Here is a 23,768-nt window from a genome sequence, read left to right as displayed (position 1 = left end):
CCCATGCATAAAAAAATAACAAACACCACTTGGGGCATCTGCATAGTAATGCTTTTGTTCTTGATACAACTGCAAGGTCAGCAAGACCCGCAGTACACGCAATACATGTACAATATGAACGTGGTCAACCCAGCGTATACCACTAACGATCCAGGTATGCTTAATTTTGGCACGCTATATAGAACCCAGTGGGAAAATGCTGTTGGCGCACCAAAAACATTGACCTTTTTCGCCCATACTCCGTTATCGGAAAAAATTGAAATGGGAGCTTCTATTATCTCTGATGATATTGGCGACGGTTCTTTAAAAGAAAATAACATTTATGTTGATTTCGCCTATATTTTAAAATTGGACGAGCAAAGTAATTTAAACTTGGGCCTTAAAGGAGGTGTCACTACTTTTGAAACTAACTTCAATGGCTTTAGGCTCCCAGAAATACAAGACGATCCAGCATTCAATGAAAATATGAACAACACCTTCCCTAATGTGGGTATTGGTGCATTCTATAACAGGGACAAATTTTATGCAGGGCTATCCATACCCAATTTATTGACATCTAAACATTTAGAAAATAGAGATGGCATAAACCGTATTGGATCAGAAGCCATTCACCTTTTTGGTATGGCGGGTTATGTTTTTGATGTGAATTCAAATTTAAAGCTAAAGCCATCAGTATTGACAAAAATGGTGTCCGGAGCGCCAATAACGGCAGATGTTTCGCTCAACGCTTTATTCAACAAACGTTTTGAAGGCGGCATATCTTACAGGTTAGATGACTCTGTCAATGCCATGTTCAATATTGCGGTACTACCGTCTTTACGTATTGGCTATGCTTATGACTACACGTTGTCTAATTTAGGTGCATTCAATGATGGATCCCATGAAATTTTTGTATTGTTCAACCTAGACCTTTGGGGACTTAAAAAAGGCTATGATAAATCACCTAGATTCTACTAAAATGAAAAAAATACAATTATACGTTATCATACTCCTAGGGGTTTTTCAATCCGCCTGGGCACAAGAAGAATTAAAACGTGCCAACAACCTTTTTGAAAAGAAATACTATGCAGATGCCATTGCTTTATATGAAGCGGCATTGCCCAACAACAAAAGCAGTTTGGTCATTAAAAATTTAGCAGATAGCTACTACCACACCTTTGACCTTAATGCATCGGCACGTTGGTACCATTACCTAATTTCTAATTATGGCGACACCGTAGATGAGCAGTATTATTTTAAGCTGAATCAATCTTTAAAAGCTATTGGCGAATATGAAGAAGCAAATAATGTTCTCATAGACTATCACACCAAAGAAGGTAATATGGCGCAACTACAGCAACTAAAAGAAGGGATTACATATCTAGAAAATGTAAGTGCCATAGGGAATCGTTTCACTATTGAAAACAGTGAACTGAATACCACCACTTCAGAATTTGGTGCAATGCAGGTTGGCGATGCACTTTGGTATACCGCTTCGCATAAAAAATCGACCTCAAAAAACTATCGCTGGAACAATCAACATTATTTGGATATTTACACCCACGCCATAGACAAAATACAAATGGGAGATAGTCTTAGCATCAGTTTATCTAACCATGTAAACACCAAATTACATGAAGGATCATTTACCATTGCACCCAACGGTACAACCATGTATTTTACAAGAAACAATTACAACAATGGCAAGCGCAAAACAGATGACAAAAAGGTTTCAAACCTAAAGATTTATAGTGCAAATTTAGTGGACGGGGAATGGAAGAATGTTACGGAGCTATCCTTTAATAGTGATGATTTTTCTAACGAGCACCCTGCTTTGAATACCGATGGCACAAAACTATATTTCTCTTCGGACCGTCCGGGAGGATTCGGGTCTTTTGATATTTATGTAACAAGCTTACAAGCAGATAACACATTTAGTACTCCCGTTAATTTAGGTAGTGTAATCAACACGGACAAGAAAGAGCAATTTCCATTTATAGCTTCTGATAATTCACTTTATTTTTCATCGAACGGTCACCCGGGATTTGGTCTTTTAGATGTTTTTATTTCCAAAGACCAGAATGGAACATTTCAAAAACCTGATAATTTAGGCCTTCCCGTAAACAGCGGTTATGATGATTTCTCCTATGTATTGAATAGTGATAATGCATCAGGATATTTTGCAAGTAATAGACCATCCGGTAAAGGCAGCGATGATATCTATAGTTTTAGCGTAACCAAGGATCTGACGATTGAAAATTGTGCACAATTTATTACTGGTATCATAACCGACCGTACCACTGCACTACCATTGGCAAGTGCAACGGTAACGTTATTGGATGAAAATAATGAAGTAATAGGCACATGTTTAACCAAAGAAAATGGTGCGTTCGATTTTAATATTGTCTGTGCAACATACTACGAGGTCAAGGCAGAGAAAAATGGGTATGAGGGTAATGCCAAGAACATCCGTAGTACAAAAGAAAGAAATGTGGAACATGATGCTTCCATGTCTTTATATTCCATCCTAGAAAAACAAAAAACAGAAGCACTAGCATTGCAAGAAAAGCAAGAATCTGAAAGACTACGCACAGAACAAATGGCTGCTAAAAAGTTGGAAGCAGATAAAAAAGCTGCACTATTAGCAGAAAAACAACGTATTGAAGAAGCAGAACGTTTAACACAAAAACGCATTGCAGAAAAAGCAAAAGCGGAGAAGGCATTGGCAAAGAAAATAGAAGATGCCATAAAAACTCAAAATGCACTTGTTAAAGAAGCTGACCGTACCATAATACAAACCGAAGAGATCCATTTTGATTATAGTTTGTGGTACCTGCGCAGAGAGTCTAGGGAGCGTTTACAAACGGTCATAGATATTATGAAGAAAAACCCGGGTATGGTCATTGAAATTGGTACGCATACAGATATACGTGGCAATAGAGGATATAATAAAGACCTCTCTCAAAAACGTGCAGATTCTGCCAAAGATTACTTGGTGAAAAACGGAATTGAATCTGATAGAGTGGTATCCAAAGGATACGGAGAGTCTAAACCTATAGTGGTCTGTGCAACGGAAGACGCCTGTTCAGAGGAAGACCATGAGTGGAACCGTCGTTGTGAATTTGTAGTTCTTAGTTGGGAATACAGCAATTAATAAGATTGCGTTGTTCTGCAAACAACATTATAAATTTATTATAGATTCCATTATCTTTAGTTCTTAAAACCAAAGAACAATGAATTACAATCTTTCTACAATTCCTTCAAAGGAAATTATGCCCGGTCTTCATGGCAAATTGGTACATTCCAAAAATATGAGCATGGCATTTTGGGAGGTAGAAAAAGGCGCTACGGTACCTGAACATGCACACATGAACGAGCAGATTATGCATGTTATGGAGGGTGATTTTGAATTTACTGTAGATGGTAATACCAAAGTCTACCATAAAGGCGATATTGTAGTGATCGCCCCGCATTTAAAACATAGCGGTCTTGCTTTGACCCCTTGTAAATTATTGGATGTCTTTAGTCCTACAAGAGAAGAGTACCGCTAATTGTCACTTGTTTGTATGTCTGTAACTTCGGTTACGCCCACTTACCGTTTTTAAAACAAATTTGAGAAATGAATATATCCCTAAAAAATAAAAAAGCATTGGTTGGCGGCAGTAGTGGCGGCATAGGCAAAGCAATTGCCGTTCAACTGGCAGCTAGCGGCGCAAGTGTAACCTTAATGTCCCATAGCGAGGAGAAATTGCACCATATCGTCAATGAACTATCTACTGACCAAGGGCAACAACATCAATATCTGGCCGTAGATTTTAATAATTTCAATGACTACCAAAAAGTGATCTCCAAGTATTTTGAAGACAACAGCGTAGATATCTTAGTGAACAACACCCAAGGTCCGTCTGCCGGTAGTGCCATAGAAAAAAAAGTAAACGACTATCAAGAAGCATTTGACCTTCTCTTTAAAACTGTTGTTTTCACTACTGAATTGGCTTTGAAATCAATGACAAAAAACAATTGGGGACGCATTATTAATGTAGCATCCGTATCGGTAAAAGAGCCGCTTTCATATTTAGCATTATCCAATTCTATCAGAGCTGCAGTGGTAACATGGGCAAAGTCATTGGCAACGGATGTAGGCAAGCATAACATAACCGTTAACAGTGTTCTTACCGGTTATTTTGACACCGACAGAATTACCCAGCTAAATGCAAAAAAAGCCGAACAATTAGGTATTGAAGCTAGCCAGGTTAGAAAAGAAATGGAATCTAGAGTGGCAGTACAACGTATTGGCAAACCGGAAGAATATGGGTATTTAGCAGCTTTCTTGGCATCTGACAATGCCGCTTATATCACAGGAACCAATATTCCCATTGATGGAGGCCTTTTAAAATCCTTGTAGTTATTTTGGTTATAGCCCAATTAGTAGAATTATATATCCAAATTCTTTTCTAGTTTAAATTGGCAAAGGTTAACTTGTTTATGAAGATGGATATTTTGGGGCGTAAAAAGCAATAAAAGTAACTATAGCTACGCCAAAAGCGAACTCCTAATTTAATCCGATAGATCTGTGTACATTTACAAGGACCCTAATCTTAAAGTTTTGATCTTGTATCAAGATAAAAGTAAAAATGCTATTTCTGGAACGCTAATGATACACCAACATACTATAATCACAATTAAATATTTATCATGAGAGTATGAAAAATTCAATTTTATCTTTATTTATTTTAGTCTCTACATCGGTATTTTCCCAAAGTACGGATTACAATGTGTCTTCCTATTTAACCGAGGGAACAAAAGCACTTAACACCCACTACATAGGCGAAGCTTGGCTTAATGCAATTATACACGATGATGAGGAATTGGGCTATAATATTACAAAAGCGACATTTAAGGCCAACTCAACACTAGATTGGCATAAACATGGTACCGCCCAAGTGCTAATAATTGTTGATGGAGAAGCTTATTATCAAGAAAAAGGAAATGACCCTATAATTTTAAAACAAGGCGATGTAATTAAGTGTAAGAAAGACATAGAACATTGGCATTCTTCTACAAAATTTAGTGACGTTACCTATTTAGCTTTATATGGGGGAGGTCAACCAACTTCATGGACCGAAGTAGTTACGCAAGAGTATTATGATATGATAGCCCAAAAACTAAAACACAATTAAAATTGGGGATTTCAAAGCAAACACCTTATAATTTAATGAGAATTAGAATTTTGACAAAAGAAAAATAATTAGTTGTATTGCTTTTGTAAGATACTTGGATCAACCATTTAAAAACCAGAACAATTGTTTTAATATATGTAATGGAAGAAGATGAACCCAAAAGAAAATCTTAAAAAATTAAACCTTGAACTTCCAGAAGTTTCAACCCCAGGAGGAAGTTATGTTTCCGTAAACATTAGAAAAAACATAGCTTATATAGCAATTCAATTTCCAATATTAAACCAACAATACCATTATCAAGGACGGTTAGGCAAAGAAATTTCAACAGAAGAAGGCTACAAAGCAATGGAATTGTGTGCCTTAAATGTTTTAAGCCAAGTAGAAAATAAAGTTGGATTTGATAATATTATTGGGCTTAATCACATTGATGCGTATTTTCAATCAGAACCTGATTGGGACGATTCGCCAATTGTTGTCAACGGCGCATCAGATCTGTTCGTTAAGGTTCTAGGGGAAAAAGGAAAACATTCAAGAGCAATATTCGGTGTTGAGAAATTACCAAGAAATTTTAGTGTTGGGCTGACCGCTACATTTACAATTAAGGAAAAATAAAAAGTATATAATCTAGGTACTTCATCTATAGATTTTAAAAACCTGCAAATTAATAGGACACCTAATAAATTTCATACAAACCTAAATAATTGGCATTGTACAGTAATAGACCTTACAACAGATCTTCACCAAATAGTTCTACAATTATTAGCCGTAATACATAAATCAATTTACCTTAGGCTTTAAGAAAACACCTTTAATGAAAAAAATAGCTATTGGTTGCGGAATATTTTTAGTATTGGTCATAGGTACGGTAACGCTATTGTTCTATATACTTACAAGACCTAAGTACAGAGACGTATCAAAAGAAAAACCTTTTGTAGAGATTTTAAGCAAACCCATAATCACTAAAAGACCCACCCTAATTTTAAATGAAGATTTACCGAGACATGAAGACTACAGCTATCATTTAGAAGATGGTAATGGTTTTGGCATGAACTCTGATTTAGAAATTGTAGCCGAGATACCTACCGGCACAGAAGTACACATAGATAAAATAGAGATACATACGAATTGGGTAAGTGGAACATCTAGCGTTTATCTTTTTGGAAAAGTCTTTAATAAAGAAAAACAACAAAACTATCCTTTTCAATATACATGGGGCAATTACCACACTATTTATGAAGACAACCCATATTGGACATTTGAGCTTGCTTTTTGGCAAGATGAGCCGTTAACCGAAAAGTATTATATAGATGTTCCATAAAAGCTATTTTCTTAGCTAACCTTTACCAGGAATTAATAAGAATTGCTATTGTTATTTTTGTATTAGTGCTATTATTCAACCAAACCACAGAACAATAATCATTATTATGAAAATTATTCCATCAGAAAAATTAGAATTGACCACCTCTCTTTCTATGGCGGAATTAGAAGGGCACCTAAGAGAAAACATACAAAAACACCGCAGTTATAGCATCGGATCAATAAAAAAGTCTAACAAGTATTTTGTAGGCACCGTTTTCCCTGACCATTTTAAATGCAAAAAATTTACCTACCAACGAAATTCGTTTCTACCTCAGGTAACCGGTATATTTCAGGAAGAGCCAAAAGGCACCAAAATAGTGATAACCTTAAAAGTGGACTCATTTGTTAGTATATTTTTAATCTTGTTTTACGCTTTTATTATCTGTGCACTTTTTGCCTTCGTATATTTAGTATCATACCAACAAATTGAACCGTATTATATTCTAGTCCCTATTGCGTTATTGTTGCTTGTTTTTGGAATACCACATCTAGGGTTTCATCTAGAAAAGGAAAGTACCATTACAGAACTAAAAAAAATATTGACCGTATAGCCAAAGACAGAACTTCCCTAAAAGCAATTAAACTACTACCAATAGTCACCTAACTACTGTATGTTGTTTACATAAACGACTTCAACTGAAAAGTACAATTAATGATAGAAACCATACTTTCAATTTTAGTAGATTTCGGTTTAATACGAGAAGATTATTTACACCAAAAGAGAGTACGCAAAAAGGAAAAACATGATGGCAAAAAACGCCCTATTCAGAAATATCTATTTCAACCAAGTCTAATAATATTCTATATTTTAATATTGTTAACTGGCATTGGTTCAGCTTTATTTTCTATTTATCATAGAACCACAATTATTCCAAAAAACACACAAAATGAAATTCTTGAAATAAGCGAAAGAATTGAGAATTACAAAGAGACGCTTGGTTATTACCCTAAAGAATTAAATGATTTAATTCGCAATAATCCTTTAAGACAAAAATGGAAAACAGATGGTTGGAATAGACCGTATTCCTATATCGTTACAAGAAATGGAAATAATTTTTTGATAACATCTTTAGGACCTGATGGTAAACTAGGTACTAAAGACGACATACAATCAAAGTAGTCTTCTCAAAACTAAAAAACGCCAAATAGTAGTATTTGGCGTTTTCATTTTTTAGATATTCTCTGGAATCAATTGTAAACATTTATTTCATCTCATAAATTGCAATGGTACTGGACACTTCATGCGTTGCGATCATTAAATAATTTCCTGTTGGGCTATCGCTCTTATCTACCACTATTAAGCCCTCTGGTGAGATATCAGTGGCATCATAGATCCAAGTAACAAAAACTGGGTTATATGGATTGGTTACGTTGTAAGCCAATATTCCACTCGTTCTTTCCAGTCCTACAAATAATAACGTCTCTTCACCAACTTTTAACGTTTTTACGGCTTCTGGCTCGGCACCTTTATCATCTGACCTACCATCTACTTCGCCCTCATCCTGGTTAAATATAGCTGGAGCCACTGCCAATGTTCTTCTAGCTATTTCAGAACCGGAATCGTACACCAATTGTCCGTTCGTATCCCAAATAGAGAAAGAACGAGCACCGTATGAATATATCTGCTCATATAACCCATCGTTATCTTCGTCCCCGTTTGCAATAGTTGTTTTTAATCTACCTAGATTTTCATCTTCTTGCAAAACTTCAAAATCAGGATAAAAAGCGGGGTCCAAATTTAGATCTTTGACCCGTACCTCTTCAGAATATCCATCATAGTCCCTTGAATCGCCCTCGTTGGCTGAAACGATAAAACCGTTTCCATTGGCCGTGAAATAGTCTATTGCATCTGGCATATAAAAACCTAAAACATTCCAATTTTTTAAATCACCTGCTATTCCGTCTTGATTAGATGCATCAATTTCATTTCCTGATACATTATGATTTTTTGTTCCCAAACCTACCAGACCGGTAATGGTTTTGGTAGTAAGGTCAACTATTGCCATTCCGTTATTCTCCTGTAAACCAATATATGCAGTACTAGAATCGTCTGAAATGGTAACATATTCCGGTTCCACGTCTTGTACAAATGAGGAAGCACCGTCATTACCAAAAACTCTAAATCCGTTACCAGGATTCATCTGCCCTGCAAAAGAAATTTGCGTTGCGGTTTCGGTAGCCATTTCAATTACAGTTATTGAACCTTCTGGATCTACCGTATAATCATCATTTGGCTCACCTTCATTTGCAGCAACGATATACTCCCCATCAGGAGAGAAAGCAACCATATCAGGCAACGCACCTGCTACATAAGACTTGATCAAAACTTGCGTATCGGTGTCATAAGTATCAACAGTACCGTTCAATTGTTTATCGCTATTTTCAACAGCAATGGCTAAAATACCATTATGAACGGCAACAGAATTAGGACTACCGGTTAAAGGAATTGAAGCCCCTTTGATAGGGTTTGTTGCATCGGTCAAATCCAAAACAGAAATTTCATCTTCCTCTGGGTTTACTATGAACAACTTTTTGGTAACGGCATCAAAAGCAGAAATTTCTGCGAAGGCTTCGTCATTACCATTGGTAAAAGTTCCTATTTTAGTAAAACTAAGTTGATCAATAGTTATTGGGAATTCGGCATCCATACCATCGGCGCCGTCAGAGCCGTTGGCACCGTCCGTTCCATCTACTCCATCTACACCATCTTTACCGTCGATACCATCAATACCATCATCGGCACATGATGTAAACATTAGCGAAATTCCAAGAATTCCAATACAAAAAGGTCTTAATACATTTTTCATTTTAATACAGTTTGGTTTTAAGTATCAAAACAAATAGATCAATGTAAAGTTGGGGTTAACCGTGTTGCAAATAATTATTACGAAGGTATTAAGTTCTTGTAAACAACTGCTTAATGCGTGGTAAGACTATAAATAGAAATGGTGTTTAAAACAATTAGATTCAGCGTTGAAAATCAAAATTCGTTCCGATCCTAAAATTATTTTAAGTAAGGATTATTCATATACCCTACAGCTAACCTTTTAAATCTATTGCTTTTTTTTTACAAAAACTTAACCACAAAACATGACTAATTGACTCATAATCAATTAATTTTAGGTAATTGACTACAAGTTAAAAAATCTTACTACCGTGAAAAAATTGATGCTTTTTATCTGTCTTACAACCCTGTGCACAATACAAATTTTAGCACAGGAAAAATGGAATATAAATTATGATGGAGATATTAAAATCTACACGCCCAAAGATTTAAAGAGCAATAAAACGTTTGACGTTTACACCTACGGACCTATAGAAACTTTAACCCAAGATTTAAAAAATTGGGTGTCTGAAACTGCAAAAGATAAACAAAAGGAATTAGGCCAACCTCTTAAAAAATGGGTAGTAAAATCTGAAAAAGAAGATTATGCAATTACCAATAGTTACGTTGACGGCAATGGTGTAACCATGCAAGTTGCCTACCAAGGTGGCAAATTAGAAGATGGTCGTAATTTCTTTATAAGACTTATAACATCTACCGACCTTGTGATTGTTTTAAAATACGGTACCAGATTTGACGATTTAGTGAAAAATATAAAAGCAGACATGTTGACTAAAAAAACTACCAAGGCAGCTACAAAGAGTAAGGCATCTAACCTAACAGCTACCACACCAACTGTTACTACCGCTGTTGAGACATCTAATGAGGCTTTATCGCCGGGTAATGCTCCCAAAGGTTTTTTGGTACTTAGAGGTGTGCTAAAAAGAGGTTTTTCAAATGGTATGCTCACTACCACCAGCGGTGTCATTGCCCTTTTTAAAGATGGTACCTATACTAGCGATATAGGACGCACTTTTTCTAAAGGTATTGCGGCATCTAAAAGTGAAAAACCAAATAGATGGGGACATTGGCGTATGCGAAACAATGAGCTAGAATTAAAAGCACATGGTAAAACAGAGTATAAAGATGCAAGAGACTGGCTTACGCAGCCAGCTAAAGAAAATTTAAAACTTAACAGTTGCTACGGCAATATTACATCAAGAAGTACCGAAGGCTATGGTGGTGGCGGCACCGTAGGTAATGCCAGTTCATGGTGTTTTAAGAACAACGGTCGTTTTGCCCATTCTAAAACAGGTTTTGCTAACGCAACCGGTGGAGTAAGGGGATCAACATCTTCCAGTAACAAAACGGGCGGTAGATATTACCTTTCAGATTATGTAGCTAAGTTTGTTTACGATGATGGTACCGAAGTTACTACCTCTTTCTGTTTTCTGAATGAAAAGAAAACGCATATCGCCATTAACGGAAAGCGATTAATGGGCAAGTAAAAAATAGCTTTAAAATTTAAAAACACATCTACACAACAATTAAATTTCCTCTCTCTATAACCGACTATACTACCCAAATACTTCTACAATACTAGTTCCTTGGTCCAGTAATTATCTTCGCCATTAACTTAGAACAATCATAATTACTAACCGAAAAGTAAGTTTCACTCATTTTTGATTGTATATAAAATTACCTTGGCACAGTTTTGTATTGTAATTTTACTATGATGAAAAAGCTACATTTAATTCTTATTCTGTTTATGTCCGTACACTTTGGTAATGCCCAAGAGCCTGATTCATATGATTTATTATGGAATGAAGTTATCGATTTAGAGAAGGAAAACTTAAGTAAATCTGCTTTAAAGCAGACCAAAGCCATCTTTACAAAAGCTAAAAAAGAAGGTAATAAAATACAACTGATCAAAGCCCTGCTCTATAAGTCCAGTTTCATCAAATTACTTGAAGAAGATGCTGAATTAGCCATCGTTAAAGATTTTAAATCTGAAATTGAAGTAGCAGATGAACCAACCAAACAAATACTACACAGTCATTTAGCGACCTTATATTGGCAGTATTTTCAACATAATAGATTTCGTTTTTACAATAGAACTAGAACAGGTAAAAAAATAGACCCAGTAGACTTTAGAACTTGGGATCTTGACACTCTTTTAGAAGAAATTGACTACCATTTTACCGCCTCTTTACAAAACGCTAGCGCTACGCAGAAATTACCTATTTCCAATTTTGATGATATTTTATATGAAGATAAAACGAATAGAAATTTTAGACCTACGTTATTTGATCTTTTAGCACATACGTCACTTAAATTTTACACCACCAGTGAGCATAGCATCAACCAACCTGCAACAGTTTTTGAAATCGATGATAAAGCTGTTTTATGCGAAGCTTACACCGCCAACTTTTTAAATATTAATCATAACAAGAACATTTCCTTCAAATCTAAAGCCCTTACTATATACCAGCAACTAGTAGCATTTCATTTTACCAATCCAGATATTAGCCCACTTGTTCTGGTCGATATTGAACGCTTACGCTTTATTCACAAGAACGCCATATTTGACAATAAGGACGATTTGTATTTGGAAGTACTTAAAAATTCTGCAGAGCATATTAAGCATAGCCCCCTTTCTGGCCTATACACCTATGAAATAGCCTTGCAACACCAACAAGAAGGACGTACTTATACATCTGAAGGCAATGCAGAAGAACAATGGGAACTAGTAAAGGCCGTCTCTTTATGTGACGAAATCATAGCCAGGTTTCCAAAAAGTTTGGCCGCAAAAAAATGCGAAGTCCTAAAGAAAGAGATTCAAGATTACAACGTTCAGTTGACAGCTGAGAAGTACATTCCAAAAAATACTATCAGCAGACTTTTGGTAACCTATACAAATGTTGAGCGCTTACACTTAAAAGCCTATAAAATAAACCGGAATCAACTTTTAAAACTAGAAAAAACTTATCCGGACATTGAAAGAAAAACGATTATTAAAAAATTACCCATTGCTAAAACGTGGTCCACAGATTTAAAGAACGAAAAAGATTATCAGCGTCATAATACAGAAGTTATAGTGCCTGCACTAGAAAACGGAAGTTATATTTTAACCGCAGAATCAAGTGATGAAAAAAAAGATGTGTTCAGCTATACCAATATACAGGTAACGAATATTGCCGTAGTAGAATCTAATATGAGCTCACAGCAGCAATACCAAATTATAGACCGAAACAACGGTAATCCAATTTCTGATGCAGAGGTCAATTTAAATTATCGTATAAATTATAAAGACGGTCAAAAACAATCCACGTATAGAACAAACAAAACTGGTTTTGTAACTGTTCAAAACAAGCAAGAAAATTGGAACAACATTAATATAACCGTTAAGACCAAAAATGATAAAGCTAATTTTGGCGAATACTACGTAGACCGGAATTATTCCCAAAACGATAAAGGAATTAATTATACTTGCTTTCTATTTACAGACCGTAGCATCTATAGACCGGGGCAGCCTGTTTATTTTAAAGGTATTGCCATTAGTCAAGAAAATGATGTATCCAAAGTCTTAACGAATACCCCTGTCAATGTAATCTTACGAGATGTAAACGGACAACAAATTGAAACACTTACATTGGTATCAAACGAATACGGTTCGGTTTCAGGTGAATTTATACTGCCAAATTCTGGGCTAACAGGGCAATTTTCCATTCACGCAACTTCAGAGACATACGCTTTAAACGGATACGCTTCAATCTCGGTAGAAGAATATAAAAGACCCAAGTTCGAAACAAATTTTGAACCTATAACAGATACCTACAAGGTAAACGATAGTGTAACGGTCACCGGTAAAGCAACCGCATATGCCGGTAGTAACATTTCTAATGCCAAGGTAGTGTACCGTGTAAAAAGAATGGTAAGCGTACCAAGATGGCATTATTGGATCAAACCATATTTTAATGGTTCATCACAAGAAATTGTTCATGGAGAAACAGAAACGGATGCAACAGGGAATTATAAAATTTCCTTTAAGTCCATTCCTGACCATACTGTTGATAAAGAGAACATGCCCACTTTTACCTATGAAGTTACGGCAGATGTGACCGATATTAATGGAGAAACACGCAGTACCACTACCACGGTCAAGGTTGGCTATCACGCATTAAATGTAAGATTGATAGTACCAGAGATCTTGGACAAATCATTGAAAAACACAAGCTTTAATATTATTAGCAATAATTTAAACGGGCAGTCTGTTGCCGCCACGGGAGACGTAAAATTATACAAACTACAAGCACCGGACTATGTTATTAGACCAAGGCCATGGGCAGCACCAGATTATGCCGGTTTTTCTAAAGAAGAATTCAAAAAATTATATCCGCATGATGCTTATGAAAATGAAGACAATTCTTCTAATTGGAAAAAGGGTAAAATGGTTTGGCAATCTACATTTGATACTGAAAAATCTAATGAATTCGGTTTTGGCAAAACAAAAAATTGGACATCCGGCAAATACCGGATGGAACTCTTTTCTAAAGATAAATTTGGACAAGAAGTAAAAGATATTGCCATTTTTTCAATTACGGGCAATGAGCGTAGCTTAGCCGATAACCAATTGTTCCATGTAAAAACGGATAAGGAACAGTACGCAATTGGAGACATGGCCAAGATTACCTTTTTTTCAAGTGCAAAAAATTTAAACATTACCGTACACATTGAAAAAAACCATAAAATTTTTGAAGAAAAAATTATTACGTTAAATAACAATTCCCAAGCAATTACAGTACCTATAACCAAAAATGATTTGGGTGGTTTTGCTATTACGTACAGTTTTTCATTCGCCAATCATTTTAAGGAGAGTACACTTAATTTAATGGTACCCTACCCGTCAAACAAGTTACAAATAGAGACAACAACGTTCAGGGATAAAATAGCACCTGGTATTGATGAAACCTGGTCTTTTAAAGTCAAAGGACCTGCAGGTGATAAAGTGAGTGCAGAGCTATTGGCAAGCATGTATGATGCCTCTTTAGATCAATTTAAACCACACTCATGGTATTTTAATCCTATCAACCAGCATTACTATTATTCTCGTAGAAGAACTAGCGCATATAAAAGTTTTGCTACGGTTGATTTTAGAACATTTTCTCACAATATCAATTTGGACTACCCAAGCCTTGGCTTCGACACTTTTAATTTATTTAATCTAGATTTTAATTCACCTGCATGGCGTCAATCTCGGTCTAGGTACCAAAAATCAAGTACATTAATGAGCAATGCCATGGTGGCAGATGATGCTCTTTTAGAAGAAGTAGTTACCGTTGGTTATGGAACTACCAAAAAAGAAAGTGAGTTATCCGATGCTGTTGCAGGTGTTGAAACTAACGAAACGTTACCTGAACCCGATACAGATAAGTTAGATTTTGGGTCGGTCACTATACGCAAGAACCTACAGGAAACAGCATTTTTCTTCCCTACGCTAAAAACAGATAAAGAAGGAAACGTTTCTTTCAACTTCACTACACCCGAGGCTTTGACCAGATGGAATGTACAGCTCCTGGCGCATACCAAAGGACTGGAGAGCACAATTACCGATTTAACTACGACAACCCAGAAAGAGTTGATGGTAACACCAAATGCACCACGCTTCTTAAGACAAGGAGATGAAATAACCATAAGTAGCAAAATTGCCAACCTTACAGAAAAACTACTTTCCGGGCATGCAAAATTAGAACTGACCGATGCGGTAACAGGTAAGGATATTTCAAAACAGCTATTGATGGCTGCCGATGCAGTAGGCACCAATTCTTTTGAAGTTGATGCCATGGGTAACACACAAGTATCCTGGGCACTAAAAATTCCTGACGGCTTGCAATCCGTTCAGTACAAAATTATTGCAAAAGCCGGTGATTTCTCCGATGGCGAACAAAATATGTTACCGGTACTAATGAATAGAACTTTAGTAACGGAAACATTACCCATGTGGATTGGTAGTAACCAGACCAAAACCTTTACGTTAGATAAATTGAAGAACACCTCATCGTCAACGTTAAATCATCATAAGTTAACTTTAGAGATGACTTCTAACCCTGCTTGGTACGCGGTTCAGGCACTACCCTATTTAATGGAGTATCCGTATGATTGTAACGAACAGACCTTCTCTAGATATTACGCGTATACCTTGGCAAGCCACATTGCCAACAGTACCCCAAGAATTCGTGAAGTATTCGATCAATGGGCAAATTCAGATGCTTTGATGAGCAATTTAGAAAAGAACGAAGAACTGAAATCCCTATTAATTCAAGAAACGCCCTGGTTAAGAGACGCCCAGTCAGAAACCGAACAAAAGAAAAGAATTGGTTTATTGTTCAATTTAAACAAGATGAAAAATGAGCAGCAATCAGCATTGAACAAACTTGTGCAAAATCAGAATGCAAACGGAGCTTGGTCATGGTTCAATGGCGGACCGGACAACCGTTTCATTACCCAACACATTATTACTGGAATGGGACATTTGAACAAATTAACAGATTCAGACGATAGTGACCCTAATGATATATCAATTTTATTCAATTCCAAATCTGTAGCGATTGAGAATGCCATTGATTTTTTGGATAGGGAATTTGTAGCTGAATACGAACAAATGAAGAAATACACTTCTAATATCAATAATGATAATTTAAGTACTCATCAAGTACACTACCTATACATGCGCAGCTTTTTTAAGGATATTAAAACCTCTAAAAAAGTAGATGAGATAACCGAGTATTATATAAAGCAAGCGCAGAAATATTGGACAAAGAGAAGCTTGTATGCACAAGGAATGTTAGCATTGGTTCTACATAGAAATAATGATGCAAACACATCTACCAAGATTCTACGTGCTTTAGAAGAAAATAGTATTACTAGTGATGAATTGGGCATGTACTGGAAAAGCAATACCAGCTCATGGTTTTGGTACCAAGCGCCCATTGAAACACAAGCGCTATTAATTGAAGCATTTTCCGAAATTCGCCCTACGGATGTTGAAACCATAGACAACCTTAAGATTTGGTTGCTTAAAAACAAACAGACCAACCAATGGAGCACTACTAAAGCTACCACAGAAGCAGTATATGCGTTACTACTTCAGGGTAGTGAATGGCTATCCGTTACAGATGCTGTAGATGTTCTAATTGGAGGAGAAAAGATAGACCCTTCCAGTTTAGAGGATGTAAAGGTCGAAGCTGGTACAGGTTACTTTAAAACGTCATGGAATACTGCTGAGATTTCTCCTAAAATGGGTGATGTGCAAATCAGTAAAAAAGGCAACGGTATTGCCTGGGGAGCTTTGTACTGGCAGTATTTTGAGGACTTAGACAAAATTACAAGCGCTGAGACCCCATTAAATCTAAAGAAGAAAATCTTCTTAAAAAAGAATACCGATAGTGGCGAGGAAATTTCTGTAATAACGGATAAAACTACTTTAAAGGTGGGAGATTTGGTTAAAATAAGAATAGAATTAAGAGCGGATAGAGACATGGAGTTTGTACATATGAAAGATATGCGAGCTGCCGGTTTTGAGCCAATAAACGTAATTTCCAGATACAAATGGCAAGACGGACTTGGGTATTACGAAAGCACAAAAGATGCTAGCACCAATTTCTTCTTTGACTATTTACGTAAAGGAGTTTATGTATTTGAATATGATGTTCGTGTAAATAATGCTGGCGATTTTAGCAATGGTATTACTACAATTGAAAGTATGTATGCACCGGAGTTTAGTAGTCATAGTGAAGGAGTTCGTGTTTCGGTGAGCAACTAATTTAATTACGAACAGCGTGAAGTAATCTGTTTATGAACTGACTAAAACTTACTCCTTACCAATAACACACAGATTGCTTCGTCGCGAAAAATGCTCCTCGTAAGGACGAAATAGCACAAAAAAAGGCGCTACAATGTAGCGCCTTTTCCGTCTTTTACTAAAAAATTAGCTTACCAAATATGAACTCTCTTTTCAGGAGCTAGGTACATATCATCACCTTCTTTGATATCAAAAGCATCATAAAACGCTTGAATATTTAATAAAGGTTGTGTAGCCCTAACCATACCAGGAGAATGCGGATCGGTTTTGATCTGTGTTCTTAAAGCCTCATCTCTACTTTTGGTTCTCCAAACCGTAGCCCAAGACATAAAGAAACGTTGCTCTGCCGTAAAACCATCAATATCTTCAGGACGTCCATTTTCAGCATAGTATTTCTGTAATCCGTCATAAGCACCTAGCAATCCGCCTAAGTCACCGATGTTTTCACCTAAGGTGAATTTACCATTTACATATACTTCTGGTAATACCATTACGCTATCGTACTGTACCGCCAAAGCATCAGCTCTTTCAGTAAAAGCGGCCAAATCAGCATCTGTCCACCAGTTCTTAAGATTTCCGTCGGCATCAAAACGAGAACCACTATCATCAAAAGCATGGGAAATCTCGTGTCCTATAACTGCACCAATACCACCATAATTTACAGCTTCATCAGCCGTATAGTTATAAAAAGGAGGTTGTAATATAGCTGCAGGAAAAACGATTTCATTGTTCAACGGATTAAAATATGCATTCACAGTCTGTGGAGACATTCCCCATTCTGTTTTGTCTACAGGCTCACCAATTTCAGAATAGTTCTTTAACTCTCCCCATTTGTTAACCGCAGTCATATTATCAAAATAAGACTTATCGGCAGAAACTTCCATGGTAGAATAATCTTCCCATTTGTCCGGGTACGCAATCTTAACGGTGAACTTGTCCAACTTTTCTATCGCCTTTGTTTTTGTAGAATCGCTCATCCAATCTAAAACAGAAATACGTTCCTTAAAAGCATCGATTACATTCGCGATCATCAATTCAGCTTTAGCCTTTGCTTCTGGCGGAAATTTAGCGTCTACGTATAGCTGCCCTAAAGCTTCACCAACAGTACCGTTTACCGTTGCCAATGCACGCTCGTCCGCTGGGCGTTGTTCTTTAGCCCCTCTAAGATATTTACTGTAAAATTCCCAGTTTGCAGTTTCAATTTCAGTAGTCAATTTACCCGCGGCACTATTGAACGTATCCCATCTAACCAAAGTTTTAATATCCTCTATGGGTGTAGATTTCAAGAACTTGTCCAAGGCCTCCGTATATCTTAATTGAGTAACCAACAGGGTGTCAAATTTTTTAGTAATACCTAAATCAGCGATAAGTTTTTTCATATCTATAGTAGACATCATCTTATCAACCTCATCAATCGTCCTAGGGTTGTTATAATTTCTAGCATCCCTACGTTCCACTTTGTTCAAACGAGGTTCCGCCAATTGAGTTTCCAAAGCCAAAATTTTGTCAGCAGCCTTTGTTGCATCAGCTTCGGAATCACCTAATTTCTGCAACATTTTAGAAATATGCTTCTTGTACTCTTCACGTATTTCAATAGACTTTTCATCTTCCTCCAAATAGAAATCACGATCCGGCAATCCTAATCCGTTTGCACCTAAATACACGGCATTCATGCTGCTATTATTCAAATCTGCACCGGCACCAATATTAAGAAAAGGAGAAGACACAGCTGCATTTGTAGCCAATACCGTTTGTAGATCATTTAGATTCTTTACACCTGCTATAGCTTCAAAAGCTGAATTTAAAGGCGTAATACCAGCTTTGTTCCTAGCAGTAGTATCTAATTTTGAATCAAAAATTGCCAAAGCTTTCGCTTGGTCCGTATCTGCCGCGTAGTTTCCGCTTTCTTTGGCAGTTGCCAATATTTTCAACACATCGTCATCGGTAGACTTACGAAGTACGCTGAAACCGCCCCAACTGGTTCTATCATCAGGTATTTCGGTAAACTTCATCCAGTTACCGTTTACATAATTATAGAAATCTGACTTAGGGTTTTGGGTAGTATCCATATTCGCAAGAACAATACCGGGAATTTTTTCTACTTCAGCAGTAGGTTTAGCCTCTTCTTTACATGAAGCCAGGGCTACCAAACCGGCAGCGAATAAATAAACTTTTTTCATTTGTGAGTTAGTTTTAAACGTATTGCCCTATAGGACGCCCGTTTTGAGTTTTGTTACAAAAATAACAGGATTTTATTTTCAATAGGTTTATTTCACTATCAATTTACAAGATTAACATTTGACAATAAGCTATTTACAACTCCTAAAATCATAACAAAATCTTGTTGACTCATTGAAAGTAGCACTTTACTCATTCTCTATTTTATACAACTGGTATCCGTAATACTTTAGAACCATAAATATAAAACCATAACAATATGAGAAGCACATTAACAATTTCCGTAAAAGAACCTTGCAAAGAAAAATTTAGTAATTTTAGTAAAACCGAAAAGGGAGGTTTTTGCAAAAGCTGTGAAAAGGAAGTAATTGATTTCACCAATTTCTCTGATAACGAGCTTATCAATTATTTAAACCATGGTAACAAAAAAGCCTGCGGTATGTTCAAGGCATCACAATTAAAAACATATGAAACCAATTCTTTACACACTATGAACAATTCTATATTTCCCAAAGGAATGGCAATGATGGGTTTTTCTTTGTTGGCACTGTGTGCCACTGACGTAAAGGGTCAAGAAACCGCAAGTTTAGACCCACCAATTGAATTAGTGTCTTCATTGGAAGGTGTTGTAGGCAAAGTACAAGTAGCACAAGAAAAATACACATTAACAGGCACCATTGTTGATGAGGCAAATGAACCTTTACCTGGCGTAAACGTAGTTTTAAAAGGCACTACCATTGGTACACAAACAGATTTTGATGGTAAGTTTGAATTTCCACAACAACTAGAAGTAAATGATATTTTGGTGTTTAGCTTTATAGGATATGAAACCAAAACCTACCAAGTAGCGGCAAGCACAGATTCTAACATAGACATTAGCCTAGCGTTTGACACTTATGATGTTGAACTAATGGGCGAAATTGTAATCGTTGGTGCCTATAAAAGCAAAAGAAACATCTTTCAGAAAATAGGGGACATCTTTAAAAAATGAGAATTTCCTTTTTTACGATTTTGTTCTTTTTTTATATAACAAGCTTTGCCCAACGTGAAGATTTTCAAGAAATAGATTTTATACAGGCCGATAGCATTGCTGATTATTATAAAGATGCAAGCCTTAAAAATTTACCGGTGCTCACCCATAATTTAACAGCCTCATTAAAGACCGATGTTGAAAAATTCAGGGCAATTTATACCTGGATCTGCGCTAACATTACCAATGATTATTCTTCATACTTAAAAATTAGCAACAAAAGAAAAAGACTTGCTAAAGATCGTGTAGCTTTTTTAGATTGGAATATGAGTGTTACACCTAAAATGTTCAAAAGCTTATTAAAAGACCGAAAAACGGCTTGTACGGGCTATGCCTACTTGGTAAAAGAAATGGCGAACCTTGCAGGCTTTGAATGTGATATTATTGATGGCTATGGACGTACACCTACTTTAGTATTGAAAGAAGATAGTACACCAAATCATTCTTGGAATAGGATAAAAATAAATGACAAATGGTATCTGTGCGATGCTACTTGGTCTGCAGGAGAAACTATTGTTGTAAACGGCACACCGTACTTTCAACCAGACTATTTCGATGGTTATTTTTTAGCTGACCCAGAGTTATTTGCAAAAAATCATTTCCCTTTGAAAAAAGAAAATGAACAATATCTAAAAACTGAAGCATTTAAGACCTACTTGGCAGGACCGGTGGTTTATAAAGAAGCATTTTTAGCTCCTATAATTCCCATTTCACCAACTAAAATGCTTCATAATATAGAAAAAGGAACATCATTAACATTTACCATTAAAGTACCAACAGAATTTTACGGAGAAGTTCAGTTATTATTAAATAGAGGAGGTAATCAAAGAAAAGCTGATCCAGTTGTGAATAGAAAAGCAAATGAAATAAGTCTGGTACAACTCTTTGAAAAGAAAGGTTTATACGATGTTCATATTTCGGTCAACGAACAACTGATCGCTACCTATGTCATTAAAGTAAAATAATATTATTCTGGCGGGTACTTACTAAATATCTTATCAACAACTGCCTGTAGCTTTTCCGATTTTTCTTGAGGTGTATCTCCTTCACGAAACGGACTTTCGCTAATGGCTTGCCAGATAAGCATATCTTTGTTACTGTCAACAAAATCTATCTGTAGCTGCCTTGTCATTTTTGGACCGCCTACGGGAATACCAATGGACACTCCCCCACCAATACCACGGTTACCACCACCAAGTCCCACACCAACATTACTACCACTAGCCTGGTCTCTGTAAACAGAGCTTTTAATGTTAATGAACATATCCGGTTCTTCTGCGAACATAAAACCTTTTTCGCCTAAGGTAGCATCTAAGGCATCCATCAATCTTTTTTCGTCCAATTCACTTAGCCCGGTCTCCATATCACTAAAATAGTTATATGTAGCATAAGACGTAAAATCGGTTTGGTCATCATAATCATAATTGACCCTTGCCGCACCGCAAGAAGCCAAAACGATCAAGACCATACTAAAAAGAAAAGTTCTCATGAAAATGTATTTTCTTAAAATTAAAGAAATTAAAAGATTATTATATGATTTTATAAAGGTATTCGACTAAATGTGAACCCAAAACATGCCTTAGTGACCTTATCTCTACAAAAAATGTTATTCATCTTCCTTTATATCTACGGATTTTGTTAAGGCAGAAGAAATAATTCCTGTAGGAATAGCTACGATACCTAGACCGATCATGAGAATAAAGAACGTAAATACCTTACCGCCCACCGTAATAGGGTAAACATCTCCATACCCCACAGTTGTAAGTGTTATTATTGCCCACCAAAGACTGTCAAAAATTGAAGAAAAATTTTCCGGTTGCACTTCATTTTCAAAATAGTAGATACCAACGGCAGAAAAGTAAATTAAAATCAGCGTGACTATTAGGAACAGTAATATCTCTTCTTTTGCCAATGCTATAGCCTTTGTAAAATGGTTAATGGCCCTATTGTACCGCATTAGTTTTAAAATACGGAACAATCTTAAAAACCTAAGTGCCCTTAATGATCTTAAATCTATACCCAACGCCAAATAAAAAGGGAGTATGGCCAATAAATCAATAATACCATAAAAGCTGAATACAAACTTTAATTTGTGATCGGCCACATAAATTCTCAGTAAATATTCTATTGAAAAAACGAGTACACAAAAAACCTCTATTATCCTCAATATTTTTCGGGTCGAGGTATCTAAATCTGGAATAGTCTCATAAGAAAAGGAGATAATAGAAATAAATATTAAAGCTTGTATAAAATAGGCAAATACCCTGCTCTTTCTATTATCATTAATTTCAACAATATTTTTGAGATACTGTTTCATTAACCATTATTCTGCATTAAGCATTGCCCAAAGCTTATCCTTTAATTCTTGGATTCCCATTTGCGCAACAGATGATATAAACATGAACGGAGTTCCGTTTAACTCTTTGTTGAGTTCTTCTCGCATTTCATCCATTAATTCGTCATCTAGCATATCGCTTTTAGAAATGCAGATAAGACGTTCCTTATCTAACAACTCTGGATTGTAACGGCGCAATTCATCCAATAAAATTTCGTATTCCTTACTGATATCCTTACTATCTGCAGGAATTAAAAACAATAAATTGGCATTACGTTCTATATGTCTTAAAAAATAATGGCCCAAACCTTTACCTTCTGCGGCACCTTCAATAATACCAGGTATATCTGCCATTACAAAACTTTTGAAATCACGGTACTCCACAATCCCCAAGTTTGGCTTTAAGGTGGTAAACTCGTAATCGGCAATTTTGGGTTTTGCAGAAGTAATAACGGATAATAAAGTAGACTTCCCAGCATTTGGGAAACCAACCAGACCAACATCTGCCAAAACTTTAAGCTCTAACAAAAACTCACCCTCAAGACCGTCCATACCAGGTTGTGCATATCTTGGTGTTTGATTGGTAGATGTTCTAAAATGCCAATTACCACGACCACCCATACCACCTTTAAGTAGAATTCTTTCTTCACCATGCTCGGTGATTTCAAAAAGCACTTCTTTGGTCTCAAAATCTTTAACTACAGTACCTAACGGCACATCTAAATACACATCTTCACCATCTGCCCCGGTACTACGGCTTTTACTACCGTGAGCACCATGACCAGCTTTAAAATGCTTTTTGTATTTAAAATTGATCAAGGTCCACAAGTTTTCGTTTCCACGAACAATTATATGTCCGCCACGACCACCATCACCACCATCAGGACCACCTTTGGTAATAAATTTTTCACGATGCAAATGCACAGATCCCTTGCCCCCTTTACCAGAAGTCAAACCCACTTTTACGTAGTCTACAAAATTACCTTCGGTCATTTTAATTCTTTCAGTTCAACCAATTACAT

18 protein-coding genes are annotated in these 23,768 nt (G+C 36.3%); 13 read left to right on the top strand and 5 right to left on the bottom strand.

Annotated elements, in window-relative coordinates:
* Positions 1–3: 3 nt before the first annotated feature.
* The 9 genes from PXC01_RS07260 to PXC01_RS07220 all read left to right on the top strand — a co-directional run bounded on the left by PXC01_RS07260 (position 4) and on the right by PXC01_RS07220 (position 7,638).
* Positions 4–957, top strand: a complete 954-nt coding sequence (locus PXC01_RS07260; RefSeq protein WP_276471643.1) for a PorP/SprF family type IX secretion system membrane protein — start codon at positions 4–6, stop codon at positions 955–957.
* A gap of 1 nt (position 958) precedes the next feature.
* A complete protein-coding gene (locus PXC01_RS07255; protein WP_276471642.1) occupies positions 959–3,133 on the top strand; it encodes an OmpA family protein in 2,175 nt (724 codons plus the stop codon).
* A gap of 79 nt (positions 3,134–3,212) precedes the next feature.
* Positions 3,213–3,530: a cupin domain-containing protein gene (locus PXC01_RS07250; protein WP_276471641.1), complete on the top strand. Its 318-nt coding sequence runs from the start codon at positions 3,213–3,215 to the stop codon at positions 3,528–3,530.
* 68 nt (positions 3,531–3,598) lie between these two features.
* Positions 3,599–4,384: an SDR family oxidoreductase gene (locus PXC01_RS07245; RefSeq protein WP_276471640.1), complete on the top strand. Its 786-nt coding sequence runs from the start codon at positions 3,599–3,601 to the stop codon at positions 4,382–4,384.
* A gap of 298 nt (positions 4,385–4,682) precedes the next feature.
* Positions 4,683–5,159: a cupin domain-containing protein gene (locus PXC01_RS07240; RefSeq protein WP_276471639.1), complete on the top strand. Its 477-nt coding sequence runs from the start codon at positions 4,683–4,685 to the stop codon at positions 5,157–5,159.
* Between the two features lie 150 nt (positions 5,160–5,309).
* Positions 5,310–5,771, top strand: a complete 462-nt coding sequence (locus tag PXC01_RS07235) for a RidA family protein (protein ID WP_276471638.1) — start codon at positions 5,310–5,312, stop codon at positions 5,769–5,771.
* A 199-nt stretch (positions 5,772–5,970) separates the two neighbouring features.
* Positions 5,971–6,477: a hypothetical protein gene (locus PXC01_RS07230; RefSeq protein WP_276471637.1), complete on the top strand. Its 507-nt coding sequence runs from the start codon at positions 5,971–5,973 to the stop codon at positions 6,475–6,477.
* Positions 6,478–6,583: 106 nt separating this feature from the next.
* Complete coding sequence (locus tag PXC01_RS07225) at positions 6,584–7,069, top strand: hypothetical protein (protein ID WP_276471636.1); 486 nt, start codon at positions 6,584–6,586, stop codon at positions 7,067–7,069.
* A 101-nt stretch (positions 7,070–7,170) separates the two neighbouring features.
* A complete protein-coding gene (locus PXC01_RS07220; RefSeq protein ID WP_276471635.1) occupies positions 7,171–7,638 on the top strand; it encodes a type II secretion system protein GspG in 468 nt (155 codons plus the stop codon).
* A gap of 82 nt (positions 7,639–7,720) precedes the next feature.
* Here PXC01_RS07220 and PXC01_RS07215 read toward each other — a convergent pair whose 3' ends face one another.
* On the bottom strand, positions 7,721–9,325 hold the full coding sequence (locus PXC01_RS07215; RefSeq protein ID WP_276471634.1) for a choice-of-anchor I family protein: 1,605 nt from the start codon (positions 9,323–9,325) through the stop codon (positions 7,721–7,723).
* Between the two features lie 349 nt (positions 9,326–9,674).
* Here PXC01_RS07215 and PXC01_RS07210 point away from each other — a divergent pair, with 349 nt between their 5' ends.
* A complete protein-coding gene (locus PXC01_RS07210) occupies positions 9,675–10,850 on the top strand; it encodes a hypothetical protein (protein WP_276471633.1) in 1,176 nt (391 codons plus the stop codon).
* A gap of 227 nt (positions 10,851–11,077) precedes the next feature.
* Positions 11,078–17,164, top strand: a complete 6,087-nt coding sequence (locus PXC01_RS07205; RefSeq protein ID WP_276472123.1) for an alpha-2-macroglobulin family protein — start codon at positions 11,078–11,080, stop codon at positions 17,162–17,164.
* 170 nt (positions 17,165–17,334) lie between these two features.
* On the opposite strand, the gene PXC01_RS07200 is transcribed toward PXC01_RS07205, so the two are convergent.
* Complete coding sequence (locus PXC01_RS07200) at positions 17,335–19,383, bottom strand: M13 family metallopeptidase (RefSeq protein ID WP_276471632.1); 2,049 nt, start codon at positions 19,381–19,383, stop codon at positions 17,335–17,337.
* A 257-nt stretch (positions 19,384–19,640) separates the two neighbouring features.
* Here PXC01_RS07200 and PXC01_RS07195 point away from each other — a divergent pair, with 257 nt between their 5' ends.
* Both PXC01_RS07195 and PXC01_RS07190 read left to right on the top strand, forming a co-directional pair.
* Entirely contained in the window at positions 19,641–20,372 is a 732-nt protein-coding gene (locus PXC01_RS07195) for a carboxypeptidase-like regulatory domain-containing protein (RefSeq protein ID WP_276471631.1), read from the top strand.
* Entirely contained in the window at positions 20,369–21,376 is a 1,008-nt protein-coding gene (locus tag PXC01_RS07190) for a transglutaminase domain-containing protein (RefSeq protein WP_276471630.1), read from the top strand. The genes PXC01_RS07195 and PXC01_RS07190 overlap by 4 nt, the downstream gene beginning before the upstream one ends.
* Before the next feature lie 2 nt (positions 21,377–21,378).
* On the opposite strand, the gene PXC01_RS07185 is transcribed toward PXC01_RS07190, so the two are convergent.
* From PXC01_RS07185 to obgE, 3 genes are all read right to left on the bottom strand, one after another.
* Positions 21,379–21,900 (bottom strand): DUF4136 domain-containing protein, encoded by a 522-nt coding sequence (locus PXC01_RS07185; protein ID WP_276471629.1) that lies wholly within the window; start codon positions 21,898–21,900, stop codon positions 21,379–21,381.
* Between the two features lie 117 nt (positions 21,901–22,017).
* Positions 22,018–22,728, bottom strand: a complete 711-nt coding sequence (locus PXC01_RS07180) for an ion transporter (RefSeq protein ID WP_276471628.1) — start codon at positions 22,726–22,728, stop codon at positions 22,018–22,020.
* 6 nt (positions 22,729–22,734) lie between these two features.
* A complete protein-coding gene (gene obgE / locus PXC01_RS07175) occupies positions 22,735–23,739 on the bottom strand; it encodes a GTPase ObgE (RefSeq protein ID WP_276471627.1) in 1,005 nt (334 codons plus the stop codon).
* Between the last annotated feature and the right edge of the window lie 29 nt (positions 23,740–23,768).

This window comes from Maribacter huludaoensis (genome assembly GCF_029350945.1).
GTDB classification, from domain to species: Bacteria; Bacteroidota; Bacteroidia; order Flavobacteriales; family Flavobacteriaceae; genus Maribacter; species Maribacter huludaoensis.
This window is presented reverse-complemented; position numbering and strand designations above follow the sequence as displayed.

Bases quoted from the DNA above. Each gene is read 5' to 3' on its own strand.
- PXC01_RS07260 (WP_276471643.1), top strand. From the start codon at position 4: ATGCATAAAAAAATAACAAACACCACTTGGGGCATCTGCATAGTAATG.
- PXC01_RS07255 (WP_276471642.1), top strand. From the start codon at position 959: ATGAAAAAAATACAATTATACGTTATCATACTCCTAGGGGTTTTTCAA.
- PXC01_RS07250 (WP_276471641.1), top strand. From the start codon at position 3,213: ATGAATTACAATCTTTCTACAATTCCTTCAAAGGAAATTATGCCCGGT.
- PXC01_RS07245 (WP_276471640.1), top strand. From the start codon at position 3,599: ATGAATATATCCCTAAAAAATAAAAAAGCATTGGTTGGCGGCAGTAGT.
- PXC01_RS07240 (WP_276471639.1), top strand. From the start codon at position 4,683: ATGAAAAATTCAATTTTATCTTTATTTATTTTAGTCTCTACATCGGTA.
- PXC01_RS07235 (WP_276471638.1), top strand. From the start codon at position 5,310: ATGAACCCAAAAGAAAATCTTAAAAAATTAAACCTTGAACTTCCAGAA.
- PXC01_RS07230 (WP_276471637.1), top strand. From the start codon at position 5,971: ATGAAAAAAATAGCTATTGGTTGCGGAATATTTTTAGTATTGGTCATA.
- PXC01_RS07225 (WP_276471636.1), top strand. From the start codon at position 6,584: ATGAAAATTATTCCATCAGAAAAATTAGAATTGACCACCTCTCTTTCT.
- PXC01_RS07220 (WP_276471635.1), top strand. From the start codon at position 7,171: ATGATAGAAACCATACTTTCAATTTTAGTAGATTTCGGTTTAATACGA.
- PXC01_RS07215 (WP_276471634.1), bottom strand. From the start codon at position 9,325: ATGAAAAATGTATTAAGACCTTTTTGTATTGGAATTCTTGGAATTTCG.
- PXC01_RS07205 (WP_276472123.1), top strand. From the start codon at position 11,078: ATGAAAAAGCTACATTTAATTCTTATTCTGTTTATGTCCGTACACTTT.
- PXC01_RS07200 (WP_276471632.1), bottom strand. From the start codon at position 19,383: ATGAAAAAAGTTTATTTATTCGCTGCCGGTTTGGTAGCCCTGGCTTCA.
- PXC01_RS07195 (WP_276471631.1), top strand. From the start codon at position 19,641: ATGAGAAGCACATTAACAATTTCCGTAAAAGAACCTTGCAAAGAAAAA.
- PXC01_RS07190 (WP_276471630.1), top strand. From the start codon at position 20,369: ATGAGAATTTCCTTTTTTACGATTTTGTTCTTTTTTTATATAACAAGC.
- PXC01_RS07185 (WP_276471629.1), bottom strand. From the start codon at position 21,900: ATGAGAACTTTTCTTTTTAGTATGGTCTTGATCGTTTTGGCTTCTTGC.
- PXC01_RS07180 (WP_276471628.1), bottom strand. From the start codon at position 22,728: ATGAAACAGTATCTCAAAAATATTGTTGAAATTAATGATAATAGAAAG.
- obgE (WP_276471627.1), bottom strand. From the start codon at position 23,739: ATGACCGAAGGTAATTTTGTAGACTACGTAAAAGTGGGTTTGACTTCT.